Here is a 20,086-nt window from a genome sequence, read left to right as displayed (position 1 = left end):
TTAATTAAAAATTATTGTTATTAACATTAAGAATTATTTGCAATTGGAAGTAGAGGGGTTATGTCCACAGAAAGCGAAGCCATTTATCAAGTGATAGAGCAGTCATTAGAGCTGCTGAGGAGGCATCTTTGACTGGGATGTCGCACAAGATAGGCTTGCTGAGTTAAATCATCAGATTGAAGATCCTAATTTATGGGATGACGCTGATAAAGCGCAAAAAATGATGCAAGAGAGAACGTTTCTTGCCAATCAAGTCGCGTTGGTTTGTAAGCTAGAACAAGATTGCAAAGATAATCTTGAGATGATTGAATTGGCTGAGATTGAGGGGGATCAGGGTATTGTTGATGATGCTTTGAAAAATCTAAAAGCGATAGAAAAAGAAGTTAAGCGTTTAGAGATTGAAAGCCTATTATCTGGTGAAGCTGATCGTAATGATTGTTATTTAGAGGTCAATTCTGGCGCAGGTGGTACAGAAGCACAGGATTGGGCGGAAATGTTGCTGCGCATGTATACGCGTTGGGCTGAACAGCGTGGATATAAAGTAACATTTATGGAAAGTACGCAAGGTGAAACGGCAGGAATTAAATCAGCGACTTTGCAAATAAGTGGTATGAATGCGTATGGCTGGCTAAAGTCAGAGGCCGGGGTGCATCGGTTGGTACGTATCTCTCCTTTTGATTCAGCAAAACGTCGTCATACATCGTTTGCTTCGGTGTGGGTTTATCCTGTAATTGATGATTCGATTCAAATTGATATTAATGAATCTGATTTAAAGGTAGATACGTATAGAGCCTCTGGTGCGGGCGGACAGCATATTAATAAAACAGAATCTGCCATTCGAATTACACATATGCCAACAGGGATTGTAGTTGCCTGTCAAACAGATCGTTCGCAACATCGTAATCGTGCCACAGCAATGGAAATGTTAAAGGCACGATTGTACGAGGCTGAATTGAAAAAAAGAGAAGAGGCGGCGGCTGAGACTGAAGCAGGTAAAACAGATATTGGGTGGGGACATCAAATACGATCATATGTATTGGCACCTTATCAATTGGTTAAAGATTTGCGTACAGAAGTTGAGAAAACTAATCCTCAAGCTGTCTTGGATGGTGAACTTGATGAGTTTATGGCAGCGGCTTTGGCATTACGCGTTGGGGCAACACGTTCAGAGGCGAGTGCTCAGGCATCATAGGTAAGGTTATACTATATAAGGGTGGATGGTTATGTTTATACAAATGAATAGGAAGCATTGATTGATGGTCACTTTGAATGAACGCCATCCAGTTGAACATATTGTTGGATTTATTGGGGTTGTTTTATTTCACATTCTGGTAATCTGGCTTTTGGTGGTATTTTTATCAGCTCCTAAAAAACAACAACCTGATACTCTACCTGTTCAGGTTCAAATCGTTGACGTTGCGTCTTCTGAATCCGCAGCTGCTGCGGCACAACCGCCAGCACCCGAGATGATTGTGCCGCCTCCACCTGAAATAGAGCCACCGCCGATTAATACAGAAGCGCCTCCTCAGCCAAAACCGCCACCTGTGATGAAAAAACCGACTAAGAAGGCGCCTCCTAAAACTACCGTTGCTCCCGCTCCGAGTGCACCAACTGGAACAGAGGGACAGGGACAATCAGGGAATCCTAATGTTGGCAAACCAGATCGAAGTGCTGGCAGTCGTCCTTTGAATGGAGCTCAGATTGAATATCCACCTGATATGGAAGCAGCGCAAAAAGAGGGGCGTGTGATTGTATCTTGTGATGTTGAGGTGACGGGTTCTACCAGTAATTGCCATGTAATCAGCTCTTCTGGGGGGCAATCTTTTGTCCAAGCCGCTCTGAAATATGTGAATAGTGCACGTTATCGACCAGCGACTAAGAATGGCTCCCCGATTAAAGAGATAGGGCACCGTTATACGATTAACTTCAAGTTATAAGGTTGAGTTGGTTGATATTGTTAGAAATCTATTAATCATTTTGTGTATGCTAAATTAATATTAAGATTAAATTATCTTTGAATCATTTGCTTTTGTTTTGTTGAGGAATATTTTTGAATTATGAGTAAGCGTTATCATTTTGTTCATCGTATTGCCCCTATTGCCTTTGTGTTGGCAATGGCTGTGGCAGCTAATCAAACAACTATGGCACAGCAACCCAATAAAGATGCTGCCCCAGCACAACCTGCTGCTGCTCAGGCGTCTCCTTCAACGGCACCTGCCCCTGCCGCACCTCAATCAGCGATAGCCTCAGGACCAGAGCAACAAGGAGCTTCTGCAACCCCAGCGGTTATATCCCAACCTGCGGAAAATCCTTATGGATTAAAAGCATTATGGTCTAGTGGCGATATTGTTTCTCGGATTACCTTATTAATTATGGCGATTATGTCTATTGGTTCTTGGTATATGATTGTCGTCAAAGTCATTGCACAAAATCGTGTGTCTGGTGCTTTCAAAGAAGTGAATCGTAAAAAATTCTGGCAACAAAAAAATTTACAACAAAGTGCTGAAGTGCTTGGTGCACAATCTCCATATCGTTATATTACAGAAAATGGAATTGAGGCAGTACAACATCACAAAGGTGCTTTGCAAGATTCGATTGATTTATATAGCTGGGTTTCAATGAGCTTGCATCGTGCATTGGATCAAATTCAAGGGCGTTTACAAAGTGGATTGGCTTTTCTTGGAACAGTTGGTTCAACGGCACCTTTTGTTGGATTGTTTGGAACGGTTTGGGGTATTCATCATGCGCTTTCTGCAATCAGTATTGCCGGCCAGGCAACTTTGGATAAAGTGGCAGGTCCAGTGGGTGAAGCATTGATTATGACAGCAATTGGTTTGGCAACAGCGGTTCCAGCAGTTCTAGGATATAACTTTTTAGTCCGTCGCAACAAAGTTGTTATGGATCAAGCACGTAATTTTACAGCTGATGTTCAATGTGTATTAATTGGGGGAAATCCTCAACAAAAAAATACATTAAATAAGGAAAGTGACGCTTCATGAGCATTCACCTAGGTGGCCCCCGTGGTGGTGGGGATTATGGGGGAATGGAAGGCGCGGAAAACGAAATCGTTTCTGAAATTAATACAACCCCTCTGGTTGATATTATGTTAGTTTTATTGATTATTTTCTTGATCACTATTCCTGTGGCAACACATTCGGTTCAAGTTAATTTGCCTGAGCGCATGAGTCATCTTACGATGGTAAAGCAAGGAAATATTGTTCTTGCTGTTAATGCAGAAGGACAAATTTATTGGAATGAGCAACCGCTTGCAGATGTCAGCGTATTAAGCACCAAACTGGCTGAAATTGCCGCGTTAAAACCTCAACCTCAGATTCAAATTCGTGGTGATATTAATGCCCGATATGAATTTGTGGGGAAAGTTGTTGAAGCTTGTCAACAAGCAGGTATTACTCGCGTTGACTTTATTACGCAACCTCCAAAGCCAGGCTAGGGGATAAGGATTATTAATTATGAATAATAATACATTAAGAACCCGACAAATGCGCCGCCTAACTATGCAAAAAAGCACAGAGGAAGAAGAGGTCATCGTTAATATTAATACGACCCCTTTGATTGACGTGATGCTGGTTTTATTAGTAATGTTGATCATTACGATTCCATTACAAACTCAATCTGTACAGTTGGCTTTGGGTAGAGGTGAGCCCGTAACTGCTGAACCACCCCCTAGCTTAACGATTGGGATTGATTTCGATAATACGATTTCTATTGACAGTCAGACAGTTGCCGGTGAGGATGCGTTGCAACAAAAATTCAAAGAGGTTGCGGCTCTTGCTGATCAGCCAACTCTGTTTATCAAACCTAATAGGTTGGCTAGTTATAAAACTGTTGCGATTATTCTGGCTGATGCTCAGCGATTAGGGATAAAAAAAATCGGGATTATGGCGCAATAATAGGTAGGGATTGAGTATAAAATAATGGAAAAATCAGTTTGGATACGCAGTTTGCTCGTAGCAACCTTTTTAACCTCTGGCATAAGCATTGGTATGAATACAGTCCATGCCAAAGATGTTGTCAGTAACAAGATGGCTGTGCCGTTGAAGAAGGCGGAACAGTTGATGAAGCAAGGGGCGTATGCTCAGGCTGATGCTGCAATTAAAGAGGCTCAATCTATCAGTAATGCGACTCCTTATGAACGTGACATTATCACGCAACTGCAAATTGCTTCTGCGGTAAAGCAAAACAAAGTGGACGAGGCTTTGGCTGGATATAGTCATTTACTATCTTCAAGCAGACTGACCAAAGAACAACGTAGCCAAACAATTTTAGCACAAGCCACGATGGCATATCGTGCTAAAAAATACGCTCAAGCCACCCAATATATTGAACAATATTTCAAAGCGGGTGGAAATAATCCTCATATGCAGACTTTGTTAATTCAATCTTATTTTTTGAATAATGATTATAAATCTGCTTTGACTGAACAACAAAAGCAAATTGATGCAGAGCTCAAAAAAGGGTCTATCCCAGCAGAAACACAGTGGCAATTTATGGTGAATTGCCAAATGAAATTAGGCGATAAAGAGGGGCTACGACACAGCTATATGCAACTTGCGCTGCATTACCCCAAACCCGAATATTGGTCTCATGTGATAAGCTCTTTGATTGCGACTAAGGGCATGCCCCCTCAAGTTGAATTAGAAGTTTGGAATTTTAGAGAAAAAACAGGTCAGTTAACCACAGCAGATGAATATATGACTATGGCAGAGCTTGCGATCCAATCAGGGTACCCTTATATGGCAATGCAAGCTATGGCTAAGATCCACAGTAAAAACTTATTTGAAAAAAGTGATCAAAAACGCATATTACGTTTTGAAGAATATCTTGGAAAAATCATTGATAAAGAAAAAGCAGATTATCCTGTTAAATTGGCACAAGCAGAAAAGGATAGTTCTGGTAATGCTTTATTTGCACTAGGATATGATCAATTTTGGAATGGTCAAGTTACCGAAGGGCCAAAGATGATGCAGGCTGCATTAACAAAACCATTAACAGATCGGAATCTTGCTTTATTACAATATGCGGTAACAGAGCAAAGTTTTGGGCAAAAAAATAAAGCGGTTACAATTTTAAAAACAATAACCGGGAAAAATGTTCCTGCCGAGCTTGCTAGTTTGTGGTTAATGAAGTTACAAGCTAAGTAATTTGGATAATGAAATGTTAATTATGTTATATATATTAACAAGTTTACCATTATCTTTTAGTAAATATTTGCTTATTTATGCAGAACAGCATAAAAGAAATAACAATTTTATAATCTATAATTGCTGATAATAGGACTCTGGAGTAATGATGATCCACACTGAAGAAACACCTAATGTAAATGCATTGAAGTTTATTTTGGGTCGTACAATTTTACAAGATCATCAAGCGATAGAATTCTCTAATAGAGAAGATGCAGCATGTTCTCCTTTGGCTCAGGCTTTGTTTGACATTGAAGGTATTCAGAGAATTTATTTCGGTACTGACTTTATAGTAGTCACCAAAGATATTTCTGAAGATTGGAAATCTTTAAAAGGTGTTGTTATCTCCATAATGATGGAATTTTTATTAACAAGAAAAACTATGATCAAAATGGATATTGGTGCTTCGGATATGAACGCAATGGAAATATCTGCGGAAGATCAAGAAATTGTTGATAAAATTAAAGATATTTTAGATGATGAAATAAGACCCGCAGTGGCACGTGATGGTGGGGATATTATTTTTCATGGTTATAAAGAAGGGTGTGTTTACTTGAAAATGCAAGGTGCATGTCAAGGATGCCCATCTTCCTCATTGACATTGAAACATGGTGTAGAAACAATTTTACGCCGTCATTTACCTGATTTGGTTTCTGTAGAAAAAGTTGATTTTTAGAAAAGGGGAAATGTAATGAACCCTTTGCCAGAATCAGCGATACAACAATTATTTGAGCATGCCAGAACACCAAAGGCTTGGCAGAATAAAGAAGTAGAACCTGCTTTATTGGTGCAGCTTTATAATCTTGTCAAATTAGCACCGACTTCTGGTAATTGTCAGCCAGGCCGTTTTGCATTTTTAACCCACGTAGTCAGCAAAGAAAAACTGCGTTCTGCGTTATCTACTGGCAATGTAGATAACGCACTTAGCGCCCCTGTTATTGCGATTATTGCTCAAGATCCATTATTTTATGAAGAATTGCCAAGGCTTTACCCAGAAGCAGAGCTGCGCTCTTGGTATGCTGAAGATATTCCTTTTGCGGAAGAAACCGCATCTCGTAATTCGACATTACAAGGTGGATATTTTATTATGGCAGCCAGAGCCTTGGGATTAGATGTCTGGCCAATGTCAGGGTTTGATAATTCTATGGTGGATAGTTTATTCTTTGAAGAACAAGGATGGCATTCTAATCTTTTGTTGTGTTTGGGTTATGCTAAACAAGATCAGCAAGATGAACGCTTGCCTCGGCTTGAATTCGAAGATGCTTGCTTGATGTTGTAAAATAATGAATGAGCGTAAAATAATATTGGTTATGAATGGAGCATCCTCTTCAGAGCTTGCGCCTAATTATATAGCGCTTGTGGAAAAACAAGGCGACCAATACCTTCTGTTGGCAGAAGAAAAAACAACTTTAAAGGGTGGCCCAGAACGTTTTCCTATTTATTTTCAATCTTTTATTCAGAATGGCATGATTGCAGCGGATCAAATTGATTTAATTGCTGTGATGGTGGGGCCAGGATCTTTTACAGGACTGAGAGCTTCGATTGCATTTGCTTTGGGTATGCAGGTAGGGTTAAATTGCCCTGTAATTGGATTACGTAGAGGGGAAGTATTATTTCCTTTTCTGTCATTAAAGTCGACACAATTAATTTGGCATGTAACTCAAGCTCGAAGAGGGCGCGTGTTTGTTGAAACGAATCAATCTTCACAAGTGATTGCCTATAATGAAGGGGAAATAGCATTTCCTGATAAAGCGTTTGTAGTTATGGGAGAGGGCGCTGTAAGGATAGCGTCTCAGTTCCCCCAACATGCTGAAATCTGTTATCAATACCATGAAGCTGATTCAATTATGATGGCCAAGCTTGCGGATCAATATGATAGGGAGAATAAGTCTACAAATACTCTTTATCCTTTGTATGTGGATCCACCTGAAGCAAAATTACCTCAAAAAGGGTTAAGAAAGGCACCTATTTAGGAATGTCATTACAATGCTTTAATCATATACACGGAATAGAAAAAGAACTATCTTTACTTCATATGGCGGCTTTTCCAGAGGGGCAGGGATGGAAAATAAAGGATTTTCAAGGGTTATTAGAAATATCTTTTCATCATATTTTAATTGATTATAATATTGAAAATAAGATAAGAGGGTTTTTGATATATTCTGTTATAGTAGATGAAGCAGAGATTCTTACTTTTTGTGTGAACCCAACTGAGCAACATAAAGGTGTGGGTAAAGGTATTATGGCTGCTTTTTTAGAAGAAATGCAAACAAAGCATATTAAAACTGTTTTTTTAGAAGTGGCTGAGGATAATTTATCCGCGATAAAATTATACAAGCGATATGGTTTTTTTTTTAATGGAAGGCGTTTAAAATATTATGATCATAATATTGATGCTTTGTTAATGGCTAAAACTTTATAAAGCTGATAAGGTTATTGATAAACTATTTGTTGTTTTAATGTTTTTTTTGTTTATTTTGTCACTTTAAGATAAAAACTATAAAATAAAATTTGCATTATGAGTATTTTATAAGCAAATTTAAAAAAGTTTTTACCTCATTTAAAAATGGTTTCTATGTTACGTGAAAAAAAAGATACTTTATCTCATATAGAGCGCTTATGTATTGAAAAAGGGTTGAAGATGACAGGACAACGTCGTGTCATTGCACGCGTTTTATCTCAATCTCATGACCATCCAGATGTAGAAGAACTCTATCGCAGGGCTTCCAAGCTAGATGATAATATCTCAGTGGCAACCGTATATAGAACTGTGCGTTTGCTTGAGGAAAAAGGTATCCTGGAAAAGCACGATTTTGGCGGTGGCAGAGCAAGGTATGAAGTCACAGAACAGGGAACTCATTATCATCTGATTGATGTAGATACAGGAAAAGTGATAGAGTTCGAAGATCCAGAGCATGTAAAGCTTGTTGAGATTATGGCAAAAAAATTAGGATTTAATTTGTTACAGCATCGCTTGGAACTATTTGCCCGTCGGATTCAAGAGAAATAAAGTAAGAGAAGAGGAAAATTGGTTGTGGTAACAGAAAAGTCCACGAATACTTTATTGTCACTTGACTTGAGACGAGATGAGTATGTTGAGCTTCGTTCAGGTAATTTGGGTGTTCGTTTGGCCAAAAGTGATGCTGAACGCGATGCTGCCAGAGCCTTAAGATACCGAGTTTTTTATGAAGAGATGGGTGCAAAACCCAGCGAGCAGGCCGTTCTCACACGACGTGATTATGACGATTTTGATGAGATTGCTGATTATTTATTAGTAATCGATCATGATCAAAAATCTGTGATGGATAAAGTTGTTGGCACTTATCGTTTGCTCCCTCAAGAAAAAGCGGATTTAGCAGGAACATTTTACAGTGCAGGTGAATATGATCTTTCTGCGTTAAAGGAGTATCCTGGGCGTTTATTGGAAGTAGGACGTTCTTGTATTGATGCCAGATATCGTGGGCGCGCAGCAATGCAGCTTTTATGGGAAGGGATTGCGCTTTATATCTTTATTCATCGTATTGATATTTTATTTGGCTGTGCCAGCTTACCTGGAACCTCTCTAGATGACCATAAAGAAAGTTTGACCTATTTATACCACACACATTTGGCCCCACCGGCGTTAAGAGTAACTGCTGTGCCAGAAAGACGTGTTGAAATGCTGCATAGTGATCCTCACAAATTAAATCACCGTAGTGTGCTAGTCAAATTACCGCCATTAATCAAAGGTTATTTACGTCTTGGCGGTTATGTTGGCGATGGTGCTGTTGTGGATGAGCAATTTAATACAACCGATGTTGCGATTATTGTTAAAACTGAATTATTAGCAGATAAATATTATCGTCATTATGAACGACGCTTGCTTGATGCGTTGGAATAGCCTAGAACAGTGCATGCTGTGATTAATAAAGTTTTTAATGATGAATGCACGTAATTTTTTTGACAAACTAGTTCATATCACTGGATTTAAAGCTTTTTTGCTTTTGATTGCTATAGGGGGATTGTCTTCATTGGCTTTCCCGCCGACTTACTGTCTTGTTTTATTATTATTTACCTTTCCGTTACTCTTGTTAAGAATAGAACAAGCTAAAAGCTGGAAGAGTGCTTTTGCTCAAGGCTATTGGTTTGGTTTTGGATTACATACAATCGGTCTGTCCTGGTTAATTAATGCGATTTTAATCAGGGCTCAAGATTTTTGGTGGCTGGTTCCTATTGTTTCCCCATTATGTGCAATTTTATTAGCTTTTTGGACTGGTACGGTCGGGGCAATTTATTATTGGTTACGCCCCAGAGGATGGATAAGAATTCCTTTATTTGCTGGATTATGGACATTATGCGATATGTCCAGATCTATTTTATTGCCACCAACATGGTGGAATCCGATATTAACAGGTTTCCCGTGGAATCCGTTGGGCAGTGCATGGGAAATCCCTGGTAAAGTTGGAAATATATTAATTCAACCTGCAGCGTGGGTTGGTGTAGATGGGTTGACCTTTTTAACCATTATCCTAGTTTTAATGCCCATTTATGGGCGTAAGGGTTGGTTTGCTCTGGTAGGTGGTTTGGTTTGTTGGTTTGGTTTTGGGAGCTTTAGACTTTCCCCAGCACCCGCGGCACAACAAGACACGCCTATTGTTGCTTTGATTCAAGGTAATATCGAAGAAGACGACAAAATTAATAATACCGATCCGCGTCGTATTTTTCAAAATTATTTATTCCTGACTGCACAGGGGATGCAAGAAGCGCTTAAGTTACAAAAGCAACAAAAAATTCCAAATCGTCCCATTATATTTGCCTGGCCAGAAAGCTCTTTTCCAGGGGATATAGCTTTTGATGTAATGGCCAGATCTATTTTGATGCAAAATGCCAAAGGTGCAGCAGCAGGTATATTGGGAGCGATTACACGTAATGATCAGGGACAAATTCACAATAGTTTAGTTGTTTTAAATCCTGAAGATGGCGCTATTATTAGTGAATATGACAAGGCCAAATTAGTTCCTTTTGGTGAGTCTCAACCGTGGTATATTCCTTTTCACATTGTTCCAGGATCTCCATTAACACCAGGTAAAGGGGTGGAAACTATTCAATTATCAGGGGTGAGTAGCTTTGGCCCCTTAATTTGTTATGAAGTAATTTTTTCAGGTCAGGTCGTTGATTCTAAGAATAAACCCAAATGGTTATTGAATTTAACAAATGATGCGTGGTATGGCAATTCAGCTGGCCCTCGGCAGCATTTGGCTGCGGTTAGGTTGCGCGCTGTTGAAGAGGGGCTGCCTATCGTTCGTGTAGCAAATACTGGGATCTCGGCAGTTTTTGATCCTTATGGTCGTGAATTATCACGTATAGGTTGGGATATAAGAGCTGCCAAAGTTGCTGCTTTGTCAGGCTCTTTACCTTGGACTGTATTTTCCTATGGGGGTCGTTGGATTCCTTTGTTCATGTCTTTGATCAGTATTCTATTTGGTATCGTATTTTGTATAGGTCAAAGAAATAAAAAGGATAACCTGTAAAGCAGATAAAGTATCTGTGGTTAAGAGAGTGATAATGTATATATGGGTTGAAATTTTGTGAATTTAAGTTGGTTAAGAAACATTAGTTTTTTTCCGTTTGGTAAAATTCAATCCTATCAATGGTTATATGCCCCTCGAAAAGAAGCTATCTATTTTGCACTTCGGACTATGTTTGCGTCTTATTTGGCATTGGCTATTGCTTTATGGATGCAGCTTGATAGCCCAAAATGGGCAATGATGACGGTATGGGTTGTTGCCCAGACCTCTCCTGGAGAGACAATTTCAAAATCTAAATGGCGTGTGATGGGTACACTGGTCGGTGTGGTGGTTGCTGTGGCAATCGTTGCGGCCTTTCCTCAACAACCTTTAATTTTTGATATATGCATTGCCTTATGGGTTGGGGGATGTTGTTTTTGGGGAAGCTTAATTCGAGGTTCCAGTGCATATAGTTTCGTTTTAGCGGGATATACGTGTGCTTTAATTGCCTTGTCTTCTTCTACAAACCCTAATGAAGTGTTTATGATGGCGATGGCCAGGGGTAGTTATATTATCTTGGGTGTATTATGTCAGACATTTGTTGAGCGTTTATTTGCGTTCAATATGAATCATAATGCCCGTATATCATTGCATAATAACTTATTAAAAGCGATTACTGGATCATTAACAGTCATTAGAAACGTTATTAAAGGGGACTATCAAGCGGCATTTGAGGTTCAAAATGTATTTGCAGCTATTTCAGCATTTCAAAATTCTATTGAATTCAGAAAAATTGAGATGCTAAACGATGATCATACAACTGATCACGTACATGCGACACTCTTTTCCATCAGCGTTGTTTTAACACGTTTAATTAACTTAGCAGTGTATATGCGTCATTTTCAAAAGGAGGAAACATTTCGTGATATCTGCGTTAAGATTCATGTTTATTTAGAGAATCTTATACATGCTTTGGAAAAGAATATTGACTTTAATAAACATTTAGATGCGTTGAGTAAACTTCGTTGGGAATGTCGTCAAATTATTGTAGAATGTATTTATAAGGATACGAATACAGCAAAGAACACGTTGGGTTTTGAAGATCAAACCTTACTAGACCAAAGAATTTTATATCGTTCTTTAAGCGAGCTTCTAGGAGAAATTGAAGTCATTTTAACTGAATATCATCATGTTAAAACTCCAAAAAAGAAAGATAATTTCAGATTTAATTTACCTCCTATTTATAATTTCAAATTGGCTTGGGGAAATGCTTTTCGTGCAGTTATTTCAATATTAGGTGCATGTTTTTTATGGGAAATTACTGCATGGAATGAATTTCCAGCGGCAATTGGGTTGTTAGCTGTTGCTTGTGGTCGTTTATGCTTGTTTGAAAATGGTTATAAAATGTGCCAAGGTTTTTTCATAGGAACCCTTATAACAGTTACTGTTACAGCTATTTTGAATGTAACTATAATGCCTTTGGCGAATTCCATAGAGATGGTTTATTTAGCGACTTTTATTCCTTTATTTTGTGGTGGTTTAGCAATTTATAATTTGCCAACGCGAGGAATAGGAATGAGTTTTACTGTCTTTTTCCCTTTTATGATTATTCTCGGTAATCAACAACGTATGGATGAGATGTTTTTCCTCAATAGCGCTTTGGCTGTTTTTTTTGGTGTTGGATTAGCAGCTTTTGCGTTTCGGTTTATTGCGCCTTATTCTCCTCAAAAGGTTAGAAAAGAAATTCGCAAACGTATGCTACGTAATGTTCAAACTTTACCCCTAGTAACGCCGATACCACGTCCACGCAGATGGTTGACCTCGACAATGGATTGGTTTATTTCATTAATGCGTCAATTCGATTCTGCAACAGAAACAGCATTAATTAAAAAGTATAATCATGGTGCTTTGGCTGTTATGTGTATTGGAATAAATATTATCGAAATACGCGCGATGATTGATCATGATATTTTACCTGAAGATATTAAAAATCAGCTGCGTGTAGTGATGCGTCGTATTTCTCATTTTAAAGGGGGGCGGTATGGACGAACGGTATTGATTGCAAAAAGTGCAATTAGAAGGCTGCGTGCGCGTGAAAAGAAAGAGCAAAATATTGCAGTGCGTTTGGAGATAAGTGCGGCAATTGCTTGTTTAATATTAATTTATTACGCCTTAGAAAAAAATGCGTCTTTTTTAAATCCTTCTTATCGTTTATATAAATTAGATTAATAAATATTTTTTTGTTTAAATGATTATTTTAATGAATAAAATGCTTGAGATATTTATAGCAATAATTACTAGATAAGTATCTTTATCGTAATAAATGTGGGCAAAACACATGGCCTTTGGTCAAACTACGTTAAAATCGTTTCAGTGGTTATATGCACCACAAAAAACAGCAATTATTTTTGCTTTTCGTACGCTAATCGCCTCTTATGTTGTTCTTGTTATAGCACTGTGGATGGAGATGGACAGCCCACGTTGGGCGATTATGGCTGTGTGGATTGTGGCACAGAATTCTTCTCGTGGTGAAGTATTATCCAAAGCATACTGGATTATTGTTGGTAATATTACAGGTATTATCGTTTCATTATGGATTATGGCAAGCTTTCCTCAACAGCCTATATTATTCGAAGTTACGGTTGCTTTGTGGGTTGCGTTATGTTGCTGGGTGAGCAGTTGTACGCGTAACTTTCGTGCTTTGGGTATGGTTATGGCGGGCTATAGTTGTGCTATTGTTTTGTTCTCTTCTGTTGGAAATCCTAATGAAACTTTTATGATGGCAATGTCACGAGGCAGTTATTTTATGCTGGGGGTTCTAGCAGAAAATTTTACAGCCCGCTTATTCGACCTTAACTTGCACCACCAAGCTCATAAAAAACTCAATGATGATTTGCAAAAAGCGGTTGAAGAGGGCATTAAATCTGTTTCTAAGATGCTTGATGGGGACGATTGGGCTGTGGCGCAGTCAGATCAATTGTTATCTTCGATTATAGGATTAAATAATAATATTGAATTTAGAGAACGAGAAATGAAAGGCACTGGGCATACAGGGGCTCATGCCCGTGCTGTGTTGGCCTCAGTTTCTGGATTATTGGTAAAGGCCACAGGTTTTTCCATTCATCTCAAGCAAATTCAAAAAGACGTGCTTAATTTTCACTATATTGTGCCACTAACCAAAAGTTACTTATTACAATTATTAGATCAACTGAATAAGGGGTCTCCTTTATCCGAAACATTGATAGCTTTGAATGCGTTACGTTGGGAATGTCGTCAAAGAATTGCGGATAGTTTTTATAAAAATTTAGGCAGCCCCCAAGCAACGAATGAGGATTATACTCGAAAAAGTTTGAATGATCGTATCTTATATCAAAGCTTACGAGAGATATTAGCTGAGTTAGACGTTACTTTGCGTGAATTAAGTAAAAGTCGAGACTTTAATTTATATGATAAATTTAAGTTTGATATTAAACCCAGTTTTGATTTCAGAAGAGCGTGGAGAAATGCAATTCGTGCCTTTTTTGCCATTACTTTAGGGTGTCTGGCATGGGAAATTACGGGATGGGATCGTGGACCGTTATTCTTAGCTTTTTTATGTATGGGATGTGCGCGTTTTTGTTTATTTGAAAATGCGACTTTGGCTTGTTGGGGGTGGTTTAAAGGCGCATGTATCGCAATTATCGTTGGAGGTTTTTATAACTTCCTTATTATGCCCGCCGTCAGTAATCTTAATTTGTTGTTTATATTAATGATTGTTCCTTTGGGCATAGGAGCTTTGGCGATGTGTGTGCCCAGGCTTGCTTCTATTGCTTCGACATATGCTTTTTTCTTTTGTTATATGTTGGGTTTTGCCAATGAGGGACGTGTTGATGAAATATCATTTTTAAATAATGCCTTGGCTGTATTTATGAGTGGTGTTTTTGCATTGGCCTCTTATCGACTATTTTTTCCTTATCGTTCTCGACGATTAAGGCGACAAATGAGGATGAAATTATTACAAGGTCTGCATCATTTGGCACAGTCTTCGTCCTCATCTTTGCCTTTGGCCAGAGAATGGGTGGGCTTTGTTTCAGAGGCATTTGTTGTGTTAATGCGCCAATTAAACGAGGATCGTAACACAAGTTTGGTTAAAAGTTATCGTCATGGAAATATGGCTGTGATGTTGATTGGGATTAATATTATTCGTCTTCGTCATATGGTTGACCATGATATTATGACCGAAGATATTAAAGATATCCTTAGGGTAGTTTTAAGGCGTATTTCGATGTTTGATGGGCGTAAAGCGGGGTATGCACCTCACGCTAGAACAGTGATGGTTGCTCATCGTGCGATTGCACGTTTTAGGCAACGTGAATTCTCAGAAAAAAATTTGGCTGTAAGGATTGAAGTGAGTGCGGCGATTTCATCGTTGATACTGATCTCTTATGCTTTAGATAAAAATGCTTCTTTTTTAAGAGTAAAAAAATAAAAAAATGGTTAAGCCGTTTTATAAAATGACTCTAAAGTGAAGATTTTGAATATTATTATGTTCATTTTGCTGAGATTAATAGAAGGGATGTATCCTAGTTATTCCAAAAAATCTTTGTAACGACGAAATATCTTGTCAGGTAAGAACAATAGTCAAGAAAATGCTGACGCCAGTATAGTTTTGGAGGTGTTTATTATCACTGTGTAGGTATGATTCAAGACTAAATTAAAGTATAAAAATATTTTAAACGAGCTTGTTTAAATCAATCACAAGATGGTTGTGATATGTATAAAAAATTATCGAATGAACGTTAATCTTTTCAAAAAAAAGAGGAATAATCCCTGATTTAACCAGGTAGCGTTCATTCATATTTTTCTCTTATGAGAATTTTTTATTATAGAAAAAAATTGATTTATTTCGTTGCATTCGTAATATACGTTTTTCTGGCCGATAATCGATAAGGTGTTTTTTGGGGTGAAATCTGGCAAAACTCTTTCTTTAAGCTATTTTTCTTTTGAAAATTGGCGCTGGTTATTTTGCCCCTCTAAAACCGCACTAATTTTTGCTTTTCGAACAATCCTGGCTTCTTATATCGCGCTGGCAATTGCTTTATGGATGGAAATGGATAGTCCCAGATGGGCAATTATGTCTGTATGGGTTGTCGCGCAGAATTCTTCTCGTGGAGAAATTTTATCCAAAGCCTATTGGGTTATTTTAGGCAATATTGTCGGTATCATAGCTGTGTTTGCGATTATGGCCAGTTTTCCTCAACAATCTTTACTGTTTGAAGTTATCGTTGCTTTATGGGTTGCACTGTGTTGTTGGTTTGCCAGTTGCACTAGACATTTTTTGTCTTTTGGTTGGTCGATGGCGGGTTTCAGTTGTGCTATTGTTTTATTTGCCTCTGTTAATGATCCAAACACAACTTTTATGATGGCAATGTCCAGAGGCTCTTATTTTATTTTAGGGATATTTGTTGAAAATCTTATCGCCCGTTTATTCGAGGTTAATTTACATCATTATGCTCACCAAAAACTTAACAAGGATCTAAGAACCGCCGTGGAAGGTGCATTGGCATCTATTATCCATATTATAGAAGGAAAAAATTGGGAAGTAGCACAGTCTGATCAAATTTTAACCTCTATTATTGCTTTAAACCATAATGTGGAATTCAGAGAAATAGAGTTAAAAGGGACTGGGCATACAGGTGATCATGCTCGTGCAACGCTTTCTTCGATTTCTGCGTTATTAGTCAAGGCTATGGGTTTTTCAATTCATTTAAGGGAAATGAAAGGGAAAACATTACAATTTTATCAAATTTTACCACATACAAAAAGTCTTATATCTAGTGTTTTGATGGGCTTGAAAGAGGGAAATAACCCCAAAGATTTACTGCTTTCTATCAATGCTTTGCGGTGGGAGTGTCGGCAAAAAGTTTCTGACAGTTTTTATAAGTGTGCAGGGAATATTAAAGTTATTGATAATCAATATACGCAAAGAGCGTTAAATGATCGGATTTTATATCAAAGTCTGCGAGAGATTTTGGCAGAGCTTGAAACGACTTTGCTGGAATTAAGCAAAAGTCAGGATATAAAAAAACAAGATAATTTCAAATTCGCAGTAAAATTTCCCCCCGATTATAAACGTGCTGCTCGAAATGCTATTAGGGCTTTTGTAACCATTACAGTAGGTTGCCTTCTTTGGGAAATAACAGGATGGCATAATGCGAGCGTGTTTCTTGCTTTTTTATGTATGGGTTGTTCGCGTTTTTGTGTTTTTGATAATATCAGTGTTGCTTGCATAGGTTGGTTTAAAGGGATTTGTATTGCTATTCTGTCAGCTTTTTTCTTTAATATGATCATTATGCCCTGGATTACAGTTTATGAAGTGCTTTGTATGGTTTTAATAGTTCCTTTGGGAATTGGTGCATTGGCAATGTGTACACCTAAATATGCACCGATTGCTGGGGGATATATGTTCTTTTTTTGCTATTTACTAGGATTTTCAAATAGTGGCAGGGTTGATGAGATTTCATTTTTTAATGATTCATTGGCGTTATTCCTTAGTGGTCTTGTTGCGTTAATTGCTTATCAAATTGTATTTCCTTATCATCAGCGTAAGTTAAAACGTCAGATGCGCCAAAAGCTTTTACATGGATTGCATAATCTTGCAAATACTCGGAAATCTCCATTGCCCAGAGAATGGATTAATTTTGTTTCTGGAACGTTTTCAATTTTAATGAATCAATTGGGAATCAGTAAAAATAGTGGGATGGCCAGTAATTATCGTCATGGTAGTATGGCGGTGATGTTAATTGGGATTAATATTATTCGTCTGCGTGCAATGATTGAGCATGATATTATTACCGAGGATATTCGTAATATTTTACGAGTAGTATTAAGAAGGGTTGCTAAATTTCAAGGTCAAAAAGCTAAATACGGACAGCATGCGCGCACAGTTATGATTGCACATCGTGCTATTGCAAGGTTTAGGCAAAGAGAAACCACAGAAAAAAACCTTGCTGTGCGTATGGAAATTAGTGTTGCAATTTCTGCCTTAATATTAATGACTTATGCTCTGGATAAAAATGCTCCATTTTTAAGGGTGAAATCTCATAATATGTTATTTTATTAAAATAAACTGATTTAATGTTTGAAGATTGCAAAAAAAAGGAATAAATTAACGCCGTTTTATTATAATTATTTTTAAAAAATTCCTTTTTTTAATTTCATAAGGTTTCTTGTGGCCAGTTTTCAACCTGTCACGTCTTGGATGGAAAAGCATCTTCTTTTACGTAAAGATTTTATTAAATCTTTTGAGTGGATTTATGCACCTTCAAGTTCTGCTTTTCTCTTTGCACTTCGGACGACCATAGCTTCTTTTTTAGCTTTGGCGATAGCATTGTGGTTGCAAATGGACAGCCCTAAATGGGCACCAATGACGGTTTGGGTTTGTGCGCGCAATACCTCGCGTGGTGAAACGATTTCTAAAGCTTATTGGCGAGCGGTTGGAACGGTTTTTGGTGTGATAGCTGCGATTTTTTTTGTAGCAGTTTTTCCTCAACAAGCATGGTTATTTGATTTAACTGTTTCTTTGTTTGTTGCAATTTGTGTATGGTTTGGCACTTGTATGCAAAGTTTTAAGGCTTATGCCATGGTATTGGCAGGCTATACATGTGCTATTATTGCCTTTGGTTCTGTGAATAATCCAGATGGTATATTTATGCTGGCTATGTCCAGAGGGACTTATATTTTATTGGGGGTATTTGCAGATAGTTTTGTAGGGCGTATCTTTGATTTTAATCTTGATAGTAATGCCAGGAAAGAGCTTAATGATAATTTGCTCTTTGCTATCAAAGGAACGCTTCATTCTATTTCAAAAATGATTTCAGGGGATGAAAAAGCCATTGTTTCTTCTCAAGAGCTATTTACTTCTATTGTTAATTTTAACAACTTGATCGAATTCAGACAAATTGAAATGAATGGGCATGACCATACAGGGGATCACGCTCATGCGGCTTTATTTTCTGTCACAGCCGTGCTGTCCAGAGGAATGGGGCTTGCAACGCAAATGTCTCATTTTAAAAACCTTACACATGATTTTGAAAAATTTATTCCTTTTGTTCAAGATCGACTAGATAAATTAATTAATCGTATTGAACAAGAACAAGATTTTAAGCATGAGCAAAGGCGGCTTAATAAATTACGTTGGGAGTGCAGACAATATATTACTGATAGTTTTTATGAAAAGAAATATTCGGGATCTATAGAGGATTATGAAAAATATAAAGAAGCGATTTTTAATGATCGTATTTTATTTCGAACTCTTAGCGAGCTCTTAGGAGAGCTTCAAGTTACTTTGGATGAATATTACAAAAGTACACATCCAATATCAAATGATCACTTTAAATTTCATGTAAATCCACCCTTGAATTATGACTTGGCTTGGAAAAACGGGATTCGTACGCTGATGGCTATGCTGGCAGCCTGTATTATGTGGTATATTACTGGATGGGATAAGGGTGGTACGACTGTTGCTTTGGTAGGAATGGGGTGCGCGCGCTTTTGTTTATTCGAAAACCCTTCTGCGGTAACATGGGGATGGCTTAAGGGATCATTATGGGCATTATTTGTTGGATGGACTTTAACATTTTATTTTATTCCATCAGTTACGAGTATTGAAATGCTTTGCGCAGTATTATTTATTCCAACAATGATTGGGGGTTTGGGTATTGCTTATCCTAAAACTTTGGGCGTATCAGCCTCTTATGCATCTTATTTGCCTTATATGATAGGATTGGACAATGGTGTGCGGTTGGATGAAATTTCATTCTTTAATAACTCCCTATCCTTATTTATGGGAATTATTTTTTCTATAGTTTCTTTTAAAATTTTTTATCCTTATAGTCCTTTGAAAACAAGATTACATATGCGCCAAACTTTATTAAAACGATTGCGCTCGCTACCGACGGCATTAAAACGTAATCCACGTATTTGGTTGTTTCAAACAACCGAGCTGTTAGTAACTATGATGCGACAACTCAATACAACTCAAAATACAAAAGTTGTGCAGGCTTATCATTTTGGTGCGCTGGCCGTGATGATGATTGGATTAAATATATTACGTTTAAGATCCATGATAGCACAGGATATTGTCACAGATGATATTAAAATACTTTTGAAAATTGTATTAAGACGTATTACAAGATTTAATATGCATGGTTCTTATGGGCGCACGGTTGTTATGGCGCACAATGTTATTCGGCGTTTACGTAAAAGAGAAAAGACCGAGAAAAATTTAGCAGTTAGAATGGAAATGATTGCAGCAATTTCGTGCTTAACAATAATTGCGGATTCACTCGAAAAAAATGCATCATTTCTTGATGTTAACCATTATTTTTTATTGAATGAAAAATGGGATTAAAAAAATAT

General features: G+C 37.7%; 17 protein-coding genes. All 17 read left to right on the top strand.

Going from position 1 to position 20,086, the window contains the following annotated elements; genetic code table 11:
• Positions 1-60: 60 nt before the first annotated feature.
• The 17 genes from prfB to COMX_RS05680 all read left to right on the top strand — a co-directional run bounded on the left by prfB (position 61) and on the right by COMX_RS05680 (position 20,078).
• Positions 61-1,192 (top strand): peptide chain release factor 2 gene (gene prfB, locus COMX_RS05760; protein WP_152534162.1). Its coding sequence is split into 2 segments (ribosomal slippage): positions 61-129 and positions 131-1,192, totalling 1,131 coding nucleotides; the frame shifts between segments, so codons are not numbered across the junction.
• Positions 1,193-1,256: 64 nt separating this feature from the next.
• On the top strand, positions 1,257-1,937 hold the full coding sequence (locus COMX_RS05755) for an energy transducer TonB (protein WP_034338022.1): 681 nt from the start codon (positions 1,257-1,259) through the stop codon (positions 1,935-1,937).
• A 120-nt stretch (positions 1,938-2,057) separates the two neighbouring features.
• Positions 2,058-2,999 (top strand): MotA/TolQ/ExbB proton channel family protein, encoded by a 942-nt coding sequence (locus tag COMX_RS05750; protein ID WP_034338019.1) that lies wholly within the window; start codon positions 2,058-2,060, stop codon positions 2,997-2,999.
• The gene (locus COMX_RS05745; RefSeq protein ID WP_051461904.1) at positions 2,996-3,451 is read left to right on the top strand and encodes an ExbD/TolR family protein; all 456 of its coding nucleotides are present in this window, start codon (positions 2,996-2,998) and stop codon (positions 3,449-3,451) included. The genes COMX_RS05750 and COMX_RS05745 overlap by 4 nt, the downstream gene beginning before the upstream one ends.
• Before the next feature lie 19 nt (positions 3,452-3,470).
• Positions 3,471-3,911, top strand: coding sequence for an ExbD/TolR family protein (locus tag COMX_RS05740; RefSeq protein ID WP_235176776.1), 441 nt, complete (start codon positions 3,471-3,473; stop codon positions 3,909-3,911).
• 24 nt (positions 3,912-3,935) lie between these two features.
• The gene (locus COMX_RS05735) at positions 3,936-5,162 is read left to right on the top strand and encodes a tetratricopeptide repeat protein (protein ID WP_034338017.1); all 1,227 of its coding nucleotides are present in this window, start codon (positions 3,936-3,938) and stop codon (positions 5,160-5,162) included.
• A gap of 145 nt (positions 5,163-5,307) precedes the next feature.
• Positions 5,308-5,877, top strand: coding sequence for a NifU family protein (locus COMX_RS05730; protein ID WP_034338014.1), 570 nt, complete (start codon positions 5,308-5,310; stop codon positions 5,875-5,877).
• Positions 5,878-5,892: 15 nt separating this feature from the next.
• The gene (locus tag COMX_RS05725) at positions 5,893-6,480 is read left to right on the top strand and encodes a malonic semialdehyde reductase (RefSeq protein ID WP_034338011.1); all 588 of its coding nucleotides are present in this window, start codon (positions 5,893-5,895) and stop codon (positions 6,478-6,480) included.
• A gap of 4 nt (positions 6,481-6,484) precedes the next feature.
• Entirely contained in the window at positions 6,485-7,174 is a 690-nt protein-coding gene (gene tsaB / locus COMX_RS05720; protein ID WP_034338009.1) for a tRNA (adenosine(37)-N6)-threonylcarbamoyltransferase complex dimerization subunit type 1 TsaB, read from the top strand.
• A 2-nt stretch (positions 7,175-7,176) separates the two neighbouring features.
• Positions 7,177-7,623, top strand: a complete 447-nt coding sequence (rimI, locus tag COMX_RS05715; RefSeq protein WP_034338007.1) for a ribosomal protein S18-alanine N-acetyltransferase — start codon at positions 7,177-7,179, stop codon at positions 7,621-7,623.
• A 153-nt stretch (positions 7,624-7,776) separates the two neighbouring features.
• Positions 7,777-8,211, top strand: coding sequence for a Fur family transcriptional regulator (locus COMX_RS05710; RefSeq protein WP_051461989.1), 435 nt, complete (start codon positions 7,777-7,779; stop codon positions 8,209-8,211).
• Positions 8,212-8,235: 24 nt separating this feature from the next.
• On the top strand, positions 8,236-9,081 hold the full coding sequence (locus COMX_RS05705) for a GNAT family N-acetyltransferase (protein ID WP_034338004.1): 846 nt from the start codon (positions 8,236-8,238) through the stop codon (positions 9,079-9,081).
• A 40-nt stretch (positions 9,082-9,121) separates the two neighbouring features.
• Entirely contained in the window at positions 9,122-10,711 is a 1,590-nt protein-coding gene (gene lnt, locus COMX_RS05700) for an apolipoprotein N-acyltransferase (RefSeq protein ID WP_235176774.1), read from the top strand.
• 57 nt (positions 10,712-10,768) lie between these two features.
• A complete protein-coding gene (locus tag COMX_RS05695) occupies positions 10,769-12,916 on the top strand; it encodes an FUSC family protein (protein ID WP_034337998.1) in 2,148 nt (715 codons plus the stop codon).
• A gap of 109 nt (positions 12,917-13,025) precedes the next feature.
• Entirely contained in the window at positions 13,026-15,155 is a 2,130-nt protein-coding gene (locus COMX_RS05690) for an FUSC family protein (RefSeq protein ID WP_034337996.1), read from the top strand.
• 474 nt (positions 15,156-15,629) lie between these two features.
• Positions 15,630-17,789 carry an FUSC family protein gene (locus COMX_RS05685; RefSeq protein ID WP_034337993.1) on the top strand — a complete coding sequence of 720 codons (2,160 nt, stop codon included), beginning with the start codon at positions 15,630-15,632 and terminating at the stop codon, positions 17,787-17,789.
• Between the two features lie 108 nt (positions 17,790-17,897).
• The gene (locus COMX_RS05680) at positions 17,898-20,078 is read left to right on the top strand and encodes an FUSC family protein (protein ID WP_034337991.1); all 2,181 of its coding nucleotides are present in this window, start codon (positions 17,898-17,900) and stop codon (positions 20,076-20,078) included.
• The last annotated feature ends 8 nt before the right edge of the window (positions 20,079-20,086 follow it).

The sequence above is a fragment of the Commensalibacter papalotli (ex Servin-Garciduenas et al. 2014) genome (assembly GCF_000527695.1).
Lineage (GTDB): Bacteria > Pseudomonadota > Alphaproteobacteria > Acetobacterales > Acetobacteraceae > Commensalibacter > Commensalibacter papalotli.
This window is presented reverse-complemented; position numbering and strand designations above follow the sequence as displayed.

Coding starts and splice junctions, on each gene's coding strand:
- COMX_RS05730 (WP_034338014.1), top strand. CDS start 5,308: ATGATGATCCACACTGAAGAAACACCTAATGTAAATGCATTGAAGTTT.
- COMX_RS05740 (WP_235176776.1), top strand. CDS start 3,471: ATGAATAATAATACATTAAGAACCCGACAAATGCGCCGCCTAACTATG.
- lnt (WP_235176774.1), top strand. CDS start 9,122: ATGAATGCACGTAATTTTTTTGACAAACTAGTTCATATCACTGGATTT.
- COMX_RS05725 (WP_034338011.1), top strand. CDS start 5,893: ATGAACCCTTTGCCAGAATCAGCGATACAACAATTATTTGAGCATGCC.
- COMX_RS05745 (WP_051461904.1), top strand. CDS start 2,996: ATGAGCATTCACCTAGGTGGCCCCCGTGGTGGTGGGGATTATGGGGGA.
- rimI (WP_034338007.1), top strand. CDS start 7,177: ATGTCATTACAATGCTTTAATCATATACACGGAATAGAAAAAGAACTA.
- tsaB (WP_034338009.1), top strand. CDS start 6,485: ATGAATGAGCGTAAAATAATATTGGTTATGAATGGAGCATCCTCTTCA.
- COMX_RS05755 (WP_034338022.1), top strand. CDS start 1,257: ATGGTCACTTTGAATGAACGCCATCCAGTTGAACATATTGTTGGATTT.
- COMX_RS05710 (WP_051461989.1), top strand. CDS start 7,777: ATGTTACGTGAAAAAAAAGATACTTTATCTCATATAGAGCGCTTATGT.
- COMX_RS05750 (WP_034338019.1), top strand. CDS start 2,058: ATGAGTAAGCGTTATCATTTTGTTCATCGTATTGCCCCTATTGCCTTT.
- COMX_RS05690 (WP_034337996.1), top strand. CDS start 13,026: ATGGCCTTTGGTCAAACTACGTTAAAATCGTTTCAGTGGTTATATGCA.
- COMX_RS05735 (WP_034338017.1), top strand. CDS start 3,936: ATGGAAAAATCAGTTTGGATACGCAGTTTGCTCGTAGCAACCTTTTTA.